The 13381-nt window shown below is 32.3% G+C and carries 8 protein-coding genes; 2 read left to right on the forward strand and 6 right to left on the reverse strand.

The features are described 5' to 3' along the window. From GTZ96_RS13490 to GTZ96_RS13510, 5 genes are all read right to left on the reverse strand, one after another. Positions 1–1754: hypothetical protein (locus tag GTZ96_RS13490; protein WP_181033194.1), on the reverse strand; the 1754-nt coding region annotated here is incomplete at its 3' end. A gap of 793 nt (positions 1755–2547) precedes the next feature. After that, positions 2548–3771 (reverse strand): 3-oxoacyl-[acyl-carrier-protein] synthase III C-terminal domain-containing protein, encoded by a 1224-nt coding sequence (locus GTZ96_RS13495; RefSeq protein ID WP_161644440.1) that lies wholly within the window; start codon positions 3769–3771, stop codon positions 2548–2550. Between the two features lie 895 nt (positions 3772–4666). After that, on the reverse strand, positions 4667–5263 hold the full coding sequence (locus tag GTZ96_RS13500; RefSeq protein ID WP_161644441.1) for a retron system putative HNH endonuclease: 597 nt from the start codon (positions 5261–5263) through the stop codon (positions 4667–4669). Beyond that, positions 5260–7119, reverse strand: coding sequence for an AAA family ATPase (locus GTZ96_RS13505; RefSeq protein ID WP_161644442.1), 1860 nt, complete (start codon positions 7117–7119; stop codon positions 5260–5262). Before GTZ96_RS13505 ends, GTZ96_RS13500 begins: the two co-directional genes overlap by 4 nt. A 164-nt stretch (positions 7120–7283) precedes the next feature. Beyond that, a complete protein-coding gene (locus GTZ96_RS13510) occupies positions 7284–9977 on the reverse strand; it encodes a valine--tRNA ligase (protein ID WP_161644443.1) in 2694 nt (897 codons plus the stop codon). Positions 9978–10135: 158 nt separating this feature from the next. On the opposite strand from GTZ96_RS13510, the gene GTZ96_RS13515 reads away from it, so the two are divergent. After that, the gene (locus GTZ96_RS13515) at positions 10136–10525 is read left to right on the forward strand and encodes a DUF1573 domain-containing protein (RefSeq protein WP_161644444.1); all 390 of its coding nucleotides are present in this window, start codon (positions 10136–10138) and stop codon (positions 10523–10525) included. Between the two features lie 52 nt (positions 10526–10577). On the opposite strand, the gene GTZ96_RS13520 is transcribed toward GTZ96_RS13515, so the two are convergent. Continuing rightward, positions 10578–11909: a PDZ domain-containing protein gene (locus tag GTZ96_RS13520; protein ID WP_161644445.1), complete on the reverse strand. Its 1332-nt coding sequence runs from the start codon at positions 11907–11909 to the stop codon at positions 10578–10580. 124 nt (positions 11910–12033) lie between these two features. On the opposite strand from GTZ96_RS13520, the gene GTZ96_RS13525 reads away from it, so the two are divergent. Beyond that, positions 12034–13230: a pyridoxal phosphate-dependent aminotransferase gene (locus GTZ96_RS13525; RefSeq protein WP_161644446.1), complete on the forward strand. Its 1197-nt coding sequence runs from the start codon at positions 12034–12036 to the stop codon at positions 13228–13230. The last annotated feature ends 151 nt before the right edge of the window (positions 13231–13381 follow it).

Consider the following 13381-nt stretch of genomic DNA (forward strand, 5'->3'; position numbering starts at 1 on the left):
AATGTTCCGCCTGTTCCAGATTCTCGTGTCCATGTTCCGCCTAAATCCTCTCCAGTAATTAAACTGAATAAATTAATTGGGGTAACACTAGATTCACAAACAGTCGTATTACCATCACCTCCTGCATCAGGCTGGTTATTAACGGTAATTTTAAATCCTTTCACACCTGCACATAAAGTACCTGTATAAACACGGCGAACATAAATAGAATCACTTGATGTTGTATAAATCTCCGGAGTAAGAATTGCACCTGTTCCAGCAACCGCTTCTGCTGATGTCAGGTGGAATGTTTCTGTAGTTCCAGGTTGAGAATCGGTTACTGCATTTTTAAGATCAAATGTTGCCATACCAGTTGCCCCACTTTCACAAGCTGTTAAATCTGTTACAGCAGGAATAGGCGGAGGAATTGTATTCCCAAAACGGTATGGACCAGCAAAATCTTTCAACTCACTGGTAAAAGAATCTCCACCTCCCCCAGCAGAACTACGGGTTTTAACTAATAAACTACCCAATACATTGGCACAAGGATCACTGATCCCACGTCTGTCCAAACCAAAAGCAGTAAGATTAATACCTATTTCAACATGTTGAAAAGTCTGATACTCGGCAAAAGATTCTGCCTTCTCCCCTTCTAGAGTTCCCCAAGGTGCTGCCAAAGTACTACCTTCTGCATTCACTCTACCAAAAATATTGGTAGATGTATCTCCATTCTTTAAAGCTATACGACCATATCCAAAATTTCCACTATTCAATCCTTTTAAAAAAGTACCAGGAACAGCATCAAAAGGTCGACCACCAAGATTATTTAAATTATTAAAAACAGATTCTTCCATCCAAACTCTGATTCTAACATCAGGTTTAGTCCCTCCTCCTTCATAATCAATAGAAATAATGATACATCCCGGAACATCAACGGAACCGTCAGGTTTAAAAGTAAATGCTGTACGCCCTCCTTGATTTGCTGGGCCTGTATTTCCAAAAACCAAATCCCCGGGAGCATATGATACTAAAGTTCGGAAAAATTCAAAATCAATATGTTTACTCCCAGAAGTGGATCTTAATGTAGCTGCTGCAAAAGCCCATAATTCATCAAAAGGTCTATCATCTCCAGGATGATTAACACCGGGAGCGGCCGGTTTTGTCCCTCTTAAATGTGCCATCACATCAATAATATCATCTTTTTGAGGACCACCAGCTGCGCTTCCAAGATTCCAGGTAGCCGGGTTATCAGAATTCTTATCTGCTGTACCTATAAAAAAGGTGTCGTCCTTTGGGTGAGCTTGATTCCCAACCAAATTGTTATCTCTGCCATAAACAGCATCCAACCATAAATAATCAATAGGACCATTACTGTCACTGAAAGGGCTACGAACAATAGGAAAACCAGCAATAGAAGCAATAACAGGAAATCCTGAAGCAGCAGTTAATGACTGTCTTTTTTCAAAGGAAAAGTTACTATTTGCTGTAAGTTCATTCAAAATATTTGCTGATGGATTACCTACCACACCGATATTATTTTGATCGATAACACCTAATCCGGGTCCAAGATATAGACTTTGTGGAGGCGGTGGAGACGGTGGATTCACAGTCTTAAACCAGTCATCTGTACCACTAGTCGGAGTTAGAGCAATACCATCTACATTGGGAAATAGCAGAAGGTTAGCGTAAGCATCTGCTTCCACTCCAAAATTAGCCTTAACAGTTGAGGAACCAACTAACTGTCCAAATGAATTGACTGTAAAAAACAAAGACATAAATAAGAGCATGTTACAATAAAGAAACTTCTTAATTACAACATTCTCCCAATATATCTTTAATAAAACTGTCTTGCAGCAATTGAGAAAAGTGCGAAAACAAGCTTCTGCACTTTGCATCGTATAAAAAATATTTTTTTCCATGATATAAAGTATTTATATTCCATAAGTTGTATTATATAGGAAATCAAAAATTTGGGGAAACATGTAAAAAACATAGAAAACATCTTCAAAGAAAGATTCAATGAAGTAGTCCATCCGTTTAAAAGGATAACTTTTGTAGAAGAACAAGATTTATACCCTATTAATAACCAAAATTCTATTTAAAAAATAGTTTTAAGGATTAATATTATACGATGGGTTAAAAACAATTGTTTTCAGAATTTGGGAGAGAAAACTAGTAGAAAATAATCTCCATAAATACTTATGAAGTATGCCATCAGCAAAAGACACTCTATTGTGGGGAGCAATACTGATTCTTTTTTAAAAAATTAGTTCAAAAAGCGTAAAATTTAATTCAAAAAACTTTAAGAAATTAATATAAATAAGAAACTAGAATAAAAAACTGAAAGTTGATATTAAATAACTTAACAGTAACATGACCAACTTCAACAAAGAAATTATTGAAGTTTACAACCCCAATAGACTCAATTATTAAGACAATAATCTATCTATTTATACATTCTAAAACTATTATTTTTGATAACGAAAATCACTTAAAGTTAATTTTAAACGATTAACATATTTATAATAAAACACAAACTCATAGCAAACAAAACACCGAGTATTAAAATCATATTTTCTCTAATAACAAGGCTGTAGCTGTAAGACCGGGGCCAAATGCCATTGCAACAACTTTAGTTCCTGATTTGATAGTGGAATCATCTATTATTTCACCTAAAATATAGGGTATTGTTGCAGAAGACATATTTCCATGCTGACGCAATACTTCATAAGACCAACGAGCCTGATCATTTGAAATTCCGATTTCGCTTACCACATAATCAATAATTTTAGGCCCTCCCGGGTGTATGGCAAAATACATTTTGGATTTCTGTTCTTCGAGATTCACACCGCTTTTTTCACAAAGTGTTGTCAAAAAAGATTTGATGTTTTTTCGAATAAAAACAGGAACTCTTTTAGAAAGTGTCATTAAAAAATTATATTCTCCTAAATCCCAGGACATATCTTCTAATGAATCCGGAATGATAACCTCGTGAGAAGCTAAAATTCGTAAACCTTTTTTTTCTTTAATTGAATCATCACTCATAAATGATTTTTCTTCATATAAAGAATAGCCTATAAAACCATCCGCAAAAAGCGAACAAATCATGGTATTTGCGGGAGAAAATTCTGTTAAGTTTAAATGTGCAGACAATAGCTCTGTATGTACGACATCTGCCCTTCCATTATTCAAACTGGCAGATATAAGACTACTGGCTGTACGAATGGCCGGAAAAGCGCCATAACATCCCATATGATAAGAATGAGTGACCTGAACGGTATTCCAATTTCTTTCAATTACTGCTTCTTGAGCAACACTAGGAGAAGAATAACCCGAACAGGTAACATGTATAAGATTTTCAGGTTTAGTTTCCGTTTTTGAATAAAACTGATCAAAAACATAACCCATTTTGGTTTTAAACCACTCCATTCTAACCTCTATTTTGGGTCCAAAAGATTTTCCTTCCTTGACCTCAAATCCATCAGGAAAATGATAATCCAAAGGAGAAGTAACTTTCATTATATTTTCAATAAAATCTTTAACTCCCTCAAAAACTATAATCTGCCTTTTATTAATACTTTCAGAAGAGACAGCATACTTGTCAACTTGATCTGATATAAACTCAAAACCGACTAATTCATCCTCTATTTTATCAGAACTTCCTACACTTTCTAATTTCTGGATATTTTGGAAATGATAATATAAAAATTTGGTGTATTGATTAAGCTTTTCCTGCTCAAATAATTTACCAACTAGAATGGGATGAAAATTGGAAAGAATAATGCTTTTCATAACCTTAAAATTTAATTTACTATTAAAGTTTTAAGTGAAAACTTCTTAAAAAAATAGTATTGTTATTATGATCCCTTCTTTCAATTGGTATGAAAATACGACAAGTCATGATTCAAATTCCTATTTGAGCACCTCCATTTTGCGAACTCCTATTTTCATGATTTAAAGTATTTTTACATCATACATCTACTTAGGCAAAAAATTGAAAAACTTAGGATTACTTATTCTGAGAGAAAAAAGAATTACAAAACACCTCCATAGCAAGCAGCTATGGCGTTCACCATCAATCAGAGAATAATTTTATATCCTCTTTATATCTATCCAAAAATCTATTTAAAAAATAGTTTTAAAGATTAAAAAAAACTGAATGGGTTAAAACAAGTGTTTTCAAAATTGGGGGAAGAAAACTTGTAAATAACAATCTTCATAAAATATATGAAGCAAACATTTATTTGACAATTTCTACTATGAGATTAAATCCTATGACTAACCAAATATTGTAATAAATTAAATTTATTCTGAAAAATCAGCACAACATATAGGTTTAAAAAACAAGCTTGGGGTACTTGAAAATGAATTATAAAAACACTTTTTTTTATAAAAAAGCTGAGATCAAAAAGGCAAATAACTAAATAGCAACACCTTAACTTTTCTACTCTCAAAGTTAATTTTAAATAAAACAACGAAATGTTAATGAAGTCCTAAAACAGTTTATCTGTAAATTTCTTCGATTAAACGCATAATTATGTAAGAAAAAAGAGTTGTAAACATTTTTTAATCCTTTTAGTCCTATTAAAAAAAACAAGCCAAAATAAACTTCAATTTACTTTGACCTGTTCTATAAAAAATAGTTATTTCAAACTAATTAAATTTGCTTATTTACAATAATCTCTTGTTAGAAAAGATATTTAATTGTTGTATAAAATTCATTAAATCTTCCATCTTTAATTTCTAAATACCAAGACACATCTTCGTCTTCAAATAAAGCATCAATAACACCTTTTCTTAGATTTTTTAACTTATCTATATTCAGTTGCAACTTTTCTATTGTCGTTTTCGCAGTCACATCATTTTCATGGAAAGGAAGGATTTGACCATCATAAGTAAATTTGAACCTAATTTCACAATTGGAATCTAATGGAGATATCAAAAGACTCTCATCAAACCAATTTCCTTTACTATTGCCGCAATGCAAAGGTTCCCCTTTTTGTGTATTAACCTGACATGAGCAAAACAAATTACTGTATTCTAATTGTAATTCAGGAAATTTCGTTTTATCTTTTGGTTTAAAATGTTCAATATGACAATCATCTTCATTTAATTCTCTTTCGCAATAACAACAGATATACCCTTGTTCATTTTTTAAAGATTTAAATAAATCTATTCGTTCTTGCTTATCAATGTTTGCATAATTTGGCTTCCAAACATCATTTGCTTTATTTTTCCAAACAATAAAAGATTCTGGTTCTGTTTGCTTTACTATATGTTTCATTTACCAATAATCTCTTTGCGCTTAATTAAAACATTTGCCTTTGTTAGTTCAGGATCTCCACCTGCTATTTTACTAGACAATTTCTTGTAAATTAACTTTGCCTTATCAAGATCCCCCTCTTCAATATATTGATAAAGTTTCTCTATATCATTTTTAATATCTGAAGGACGAGCATCAACACCTAATAAATCTTCTAAAATTCTATCTGAATTTTTCCCATAAGATTCAATTGCAAAAGAATGTGTCAACATATTATTTTTATTATCAAGTAAAATAATATTTTCAGGTTGAACATTATTTAAAACTTGCGGTGAATGTGTTGAAACAATAAACTGACAATTAGGAAATATCGTTTCCAGTTGAGGAATCATTAATTGTTGCCATTTTGGATGCAAATGCAAATCAACTTCATCAATCATAATAACACCATCTCCGTTAAGAGGGTTATTACTTTCAGGATTTGCAATTGCTAATCTTCGAGCAATATCTCCAATGAGTGTGATTAAATTCTTTTCCCCATCAGATAACTGATTAAGATTAAATTCAATATTTCCTTTATTAATAAGCATATGAGGTCTAGGACTTCTTCTTACTCTTAAATTAGTATAATCTGGAAGAAATTGCTCGATTGCTTTTTTCACAAAGAACATTTCTCTTCCTTCATTTCCTTTTAAATTTTTCTTCTTTTTAATTTCATCATCAATAATTCTAAAAATCGAAGATTCTAATTGTTTAATTTCTGAATCAAGTCTGGATTTTTTTTCTTGCTTATTGCTAGCAATTTCTCCAAGTGAAGTACGCAATTCATTCTCAATTTTTTTTCTTGAAACATCGCTTAGCCACCATAAACTCAACTCGTTTGCGAAAACAAACAATTCAATAAAAATAGAAAAAAAATCACCCTTAACTTCTATTTTCTCATTGTCTGAGTAAAAATTTTCTAATATTCGATGAAATGTATCTATATAAACTAATTCATAATATCTTGAATCATACTTTTCTTCTCTATTTTGAACTTCTATTTTATGGAACATATATTCTAAATCATGAAAAATGCGTCCATCTCTTGATCTGGATTTAGGATACCTATAATCAATTAATCTAGAAATTTCATGAAAAAGGAAACGAGGTTCTTCATAAATAAAATCATCCTTACTGATTCTTCTTTTCAAATAATCAAATTCCTCCAAAATAAAATTTTCATCAGAATTTGAAGGTTTTAATAATTTAAATATTTTATCAACTCTTTTTTTTATTGAAATTTTATTCTGAAAAATCCATTTACTTCTACTGGTAGCCTTTTCATTAACAATATCGTCTTGTTGTCTGAACCATTCAAAAAAAGATTTAAAATTTTGTTTTCCATCTAAAGACTTATCATAAGCATCTAATGTAGAAAAACCTTCATCAAATTTTAACTCTGGAGTAATTTTATCTACTACTCTGGTAACAGGATAATAAGCAATCACCGGTAATTGGTTTTCACTTTCTAATATATGTTGGAAATATAAGGCCAATTCTGAAACTCCACTTAAATCAGATTTTTTTTCTAAAACTTTACCTTCGGCAAATTTTACTAATTCCCAAGAAAAATCCTTACCCTTTTCAATACAAGTTATTTTTACACTTGCAAAAGAAGAATCATATCTAATATCTGAATCTGAAATTATTAATCCTGAAGTATTTTGTCTTTGAATTCTTTTAATCAACCAAGACAGAGATAATGTTAAAGCTTCTAATATAGTAGTTTTCCCTGCCCCATTAACTCCAACAAGTACATTCAAACTATCATCAAAGTCAATCTTCAAATCTTTGGCACTACGAAAATTTTCAATATGTATGCTTTTAATTTTCATTTTTGATTTTTCTTAAACATTTTTCTAAATTACATATTTTTAAACAAATAATGGTATTTATTTAAAAACATCAAAAATTGATCTTTTATATTTATGAATAAAACCCGACAAGTTTCAAAAACCTATCGGGTCTATAAATTATAGGCTAAATGAGAATTTAATCCTTATTTCAAACTCAACAAACTTTGTTCAAGAGTTTCAATTTTTGCTAAAGCATCTGCTTCTTTTTGTCGTTCATTAGCAATTACTTTCTCTGGAGCTCCAGCCACAAATTTCTCATTTGATAATTTAGCCTGTACTGATTTCAAAAATCCTTTAATATATACTAACTCTGAATTCAATTTTTCAATTTCTTCTTCAATATTAATACTTCCGGAAATTGGAATAAAATATTCATTTGATTTCACACGGAAAGACAAAGCCGAATCCACTTTTTCAGCAACATATTCTAAATCAGCAACATTTCCTAATTTAGTGATAACTGTATCAAAATAAGTTGCTACTTTATCATTATTCATTACCTTCAATTCGATGGTATCCTTAAACGGAATATTTTTATCTTTTCTAATCGTTCTGATTCCAGAAATCACTTCGATTGTATTTTCAAAATCTGAAATCAAACTCGCATTGAACGGTTTTAATTCTGGCCAAGTTGAAACAATTAAAGCTTCTTCTGGAGTTCTGTCAGCAATTAAATGCCAAATTTCCTCCGTTAAGAAAGGCATGAATGGATGCAATAATTTCATGTTATTCTCCAGCATTTCAATTGCTTTATCAAACGTAGCTTTATCAATTGGCTGTTGATAGGCTGGTTTAATCATTTCAAGGAACCAAGAACAGAAATCATCCCAAACTAATTTGTAAATTCCCATCAAGGCATCAGAAATTCTGTATTTCTCAAAATTATCCTCAATTTCCACAAGTGTTTGTTGCAATTTCGCTTCATACCATTCGATAGCTACTTTTGATGATTCCGGTTGTGGAATAGTTTCAGAAACTTCCCAACCTTTAATCAATTTGAAGGCATTCCAAATTTTATTCGAAAATCCTTTTCCTTGATTACATAATTCTTCATCAAACATAATATCATTTCCTGCTGAAGCACTCAACAACAATCCTACACGAACACCATCAGCTCCAAACTTCTCAATTAAATCTAAAGGATCAGGAGAATTACCCAAAGATTTAGACATCTTACGACGTTGTTTGTCACGAACTAAACCAGTTAAATATACATTGGTGAATGGTTTTTCTCCTGCATATTCATAACCGGCAATAATCATTCTCGCAACCCAGAAAAACAAAATATCCGGTCCCGTTACTAAATCATTCGTTGGATAATAATATTTAAAATCTTCACTTTCCGGATCCATTATTCCACCAAAAACTGACATTGGCCATAACCAGGAAGAAAACCAGGTATCTAAGGCATCAACATCTTGTTTCAAGTCGGAAGTTAGAAATTGGGAGTTAGAAGTTTTTTCTTTGGCTAATGCCAAAGCTTCTTCAATGTTTTCAGCAACTACAAAATCTTCTTTTCCGTCTCCATAATAATACGCAGGAATTTGTTGTCCCCACCATAACTGACGGGAAATATTCCAATCACGGATATTGTTTAACCAATGTGCATACGTATTATTAAAACGAGCTGGATGCAATTTAATATCGCCATCAACCAAAACAGATTTGATTGCTGGTTTTACTAAGTCTTCCATTTTCAAAAACCATTGGTCTGATAATCTTGGTTCGATTACTGCTTTAGTTCTTTCAGAAGTTCCTACTTTATTCAAATGGATTTCGGTCTTCGCCAAAGCTCCAATTTCTTCTAATTCTTTTGCAATTTCAGTACGAACCACAAAACGATCTTTTCCTTGGTAATGCAATCCAAAACTATTTAGCGTAGCATCTTCATTAAAAATATCAACGATTTCAAGATTGTGTTTTTCCCCTAAGGTTTTATCGTTCATATCGTGAGCAGGAGTCACTTTCAAACAACCTGTACCGAATTCAACATCTACATATTCATCTTCGATAATTGGAATAACACGACCACAAATAGGAACAATAGCTTTCTCCCCTTTTAAATGGGTAAAACGCTCATCGTTCGGGTTGATACAAATTGCAGTATCTCCAAAAATAGTTTCCGGACGTGTTGTAGCAATAGTCAAAAATTCCTCCCCCAACCCCTCCGAAGGAGGGGAGTCAAGCGTTTCAGCTCCCTCTCCTTTGGAGAGGGCTGGGGTGAGGATTTTATATTTTAAGAAAAATAATTTTCCCTGTTGTTCTTCATAAATAACTTCTTCGTCAGACAAAGTAGTTTTTGCTTCAGGATCCCAGTTTACCATTCGGTATCCTCGGTAAATCAATCCTTTGTTATATAAATCAACAAAAGATTTAATTACTGAAGCTGACATATCAGGATCCATAGTAAATTTAGTACGTTCCCAATCACAAGAAGCACCTAATTTTTTAAGTTGTTCTAAAATTACACCACCATATTTATCAGTCCATTCCCAAGCGTGAGCTAAAAATTCTTCGCGAGTCAAATCATTTTTATTAATTCCTTCGGCTTTCAATTTAGCTACAACCTTAGCTTCAGTTGCAATAGATGCGTGATCTGTTCCCGGAACCCAGCAGGCGTTGAAACCTTTCAAACGTGCTCTACGAATTAAAACATCCTGAATGGTATTGTTTAACATGTGCCCCATGTGCAAAACTCCCGTTACATTTGGCGGAGGAATAACAATGGTATAAGGTGTTCTATGGTCTGGTTCTGAATGAAAATAGTTGTTCTTCATCCAGTAGTCATACCATTTTTGTTCTATCGTTTTAGCGTCAAATTGTGCGGGAATAGTCATAAAAAGTAACCGTTAAGAACCAAAATTATGTTTTGGTCTGATTTTTGTAATTTATATCGGGAACAAAAGTAAATAATAAAGTACACTATAAAAAGGGAAATAAAAATTTGTGTACTAATTAAAACAAAGTATATTTACTTTATGTAATACCAACTTCAATGAAAAAAATAGCCACATTAATAGCAATCTTATTATTTAGCAGTATTGGATTTGCTCAAAAGGGAGCTAAAATAGAATTCAAAGCGAATAATAACACTATCGATTACGGAACAATTAACAAACAAAAAGACAATGGAATTCGTTCATTCGAATACACTAATACCGGTGATGCACCGTTAATTATTTACTCTATTCAATCAACAGCTAGCTGTACCGTTTTATCAAAACAAAACGAAACTGTTTTACCTGGGAAATCGGGTAAAATTGAAATTAAATACAATATGGTTCCCGGACCAATAAGAAAAACTATTACAGTAGAATCTAATGCCATTAATTATGATGATGGTCGAATCCCACTGAAAATAAAAGGCGAAGTTACAAGCTTGTAACATCTCTTTAAAAAAGCTAATGCTTCTTAGATCACTCTAAGAAGCATTTTTTTTATAAAATATTCACCAATTGAAATTTAAAAGTCAACAAATTTCCTTCTCTTAGTACTGTTAATTCTATCCAAATTTCATCTTCTGACCACAAATGCGAATTAATTTCCTGTAACGACAAATTATAAGCTGGTTTTCCATCAATCGCAACAAGAACATCAGTAGCACGCAAGCCACTTTTAGCCGCACTCGAATTTTCTCTGACATAACCAATCTCATAAACTGGTTTCAACACTACTTTATACTTGTAATTAGGACCATTCACTTCTGATTTATTATCATCTGTTTTTATAACAATTGGATTATCAGGAACAGTAACCATTTGTTCCACAAATTGAACTCCTGTCTGCCATATTTCAATCCCACTCTTGTTATAATAAAATGAAGATTTATACCATTTATTTTTCTTTAAATACATCATCTCGTTTTTATAATCAAAAACTACCGAAAACCGTTTCAATATTTCACCTCCTAAAGACCCCAAACGATTAGAATTCAAACTAATATTCTTGATAAAAACGGCATCTGGAAAAGCAACAATAGGCGAATTAAACTTAAAATCAGCAATTGAGAACTCAGTAATACGAGCCCTTTTTCCTTCAACGACTCCGCTTAAACCTTGGCCAAGATAATCATCAAAATATTTTTCGGGCACTTCAATCTTATCTGAAAGTTTATCAAAAAGCCAAATAGCATCACTATTACCCGAATCAATAAGAAGTCTGACCAAAACCTCAGAATCACCAAACTTTACAAATGCATTCATATAAGGCTTTCCACTTTCAATCGAAACAGGAACTTTAGTATATTTTTTCTCTATTTCCTTATGAAACTTAACATCCGACTTATGAAACACAACCATTTTTTTGATGTAATCAATCTCTACCAAATAATTTTTAAAAGCAGCAGAACCAATAATTCCATTAACCGAAATCCCAACAAGACTAGACAAATTAAACTCCGAATCTAAAATCAAATACAACAAATGATTCTTAGACTCCAACTTATCCATTTTCAATATATTCCCTGTAGACTTTAGCCCTTCAACGGCTTCATTAGTCCCCAAACCTCTAATATTTATTTTCTGAACCTGATTAAAATTGACTTTTTGAGTTTCTTCTGAACCAAACAAAATAGTTTCTTCGACCCCTGAATCTAATAAAAAAAGTAACTCTACCCCGTTAACTTCAACTGGAATAAAAACTAAATTATTGATTAATTTAACAGGGATTTTAATTCTGCTACTTTTGGCATTAACAAATTCAAAGCCCTTTTGCGAAAGAACAGGAATCGCAAAACTAAAGAGGAAAAAAAATAGGATTATTTTCTTCATGAATCACAGTTTCCATAAAGTTAATAAAAATCTTGCTTTTAGAACGATATATTTTCAAATAGTAAAACTATCGGTAGGCTAGTTCGAAAAAAAAATCGCAAATTTGTAGCAAATTTTTATTAACATGCCTGAGATTTCAATAAGAGGCCGTAGGATGCCTGAATCGCCAATTCGCAAATTGGCACCATTTGCTGATATAGCGAACAAGAAAGGCCTAAAAGTATATCACTTAAACATAGGTCAACCCGATATAAAAAGTCCAGAAATAGCCATTCAAGCCATTAAGAATATCGATATGGATATTATTGAGTATGGCCCATCGGCTGGTTATGAAAGTTACCGAAAAAAATTAGCCCAGTTTTACACCAATCAAAATGTAAGAGTGGACTATACTGACATTATGATTACCACGGGTGGTTCTGAAGCCTTGTTATTTGCATTAGGAAGCATTATGGATCCGGGAGATGAAATCATTATTCCTGAGCCTTTTTATGCTAATTACCATGCTTTTTCTGAGGAATCAAGCGCTACCGTAATCCCTGTAAATTCAAGTTTTGAAAGCGGTTTTACACTACCATCTATTGAGGCTTTCGAAAAGTTAATTACACCTAAAACTAAGGCCATATTAATTTGTAATCCAAGTAATCCTACAGGAAACTTATATTCTGAATCAGAAATTCTACAACTGGGCGAATTAGTTAAAAAACACGATTTGTTTTTAATTGCTGACGAAGTGTATCGCGAATTTATATATGACGAAAAAGACATTCACTATTCGGTGATGAATCTTATCGGCTTGGAACAAAATGTGATTATGATTGATTCGGTATCTAAGCGTTACAGCATGTGTGGAGCTCGAATTGGTTGTATGGTTACTAAAAACAAGCAAGTAATTGCTGCAGCAATGAAATTTGCGCAAGCGCGTTTATGCCCGCCTACAATTGAGCAAATTGCTTGCGAAGCCGCTATTGACACACCACAGAGTTATTTTGACGAAGTAATCACAGAATACAAAGAAAGAAGAGATACCTTGATTTCTGAGTTAAACAAAATTGAAGGTGTGGTAGTAACACTACCCAAAGCTGCTTTTTACTGTATTGCTCAACTTCCAGTTGACAATACCGAAACATTCGCTCAATGGCTTTTAGAAAGCTATCAATTAAATGGAGAAACGGTTATGGTTGCTCCTGCAGCAGGGTTTTATTCGACTCCTGGAATGGGATTAAACCAAGTGCGTATTGCTTATGTACTTAATAAAGAAGACCTAACAAAAGCAGTTCATATTTTAAAAGACGCAATTGCAACTTACAACGCAAGATAAGAGCTTAGTATTCTTTTAAAACACAGCAATAAAGACAATAACTAATTACAAGTTATTGTCTTTGTTTTTTTAACAAACTCATAAAACAAGATGAATTAGCTGCTTGAAAAGAGCTTATTTTTTATCAAAAGCTATAGAAATTCTTTAGTTT

This window comes from Flavobacterium undicola, assembly GCF_009909155.2.
GTDB lineage: Bacteria > Bacteroidota > Bacteroidia > Flavobacteriales > Flavobacteriaceae > Flavobacterium > Flavobacterium undicola.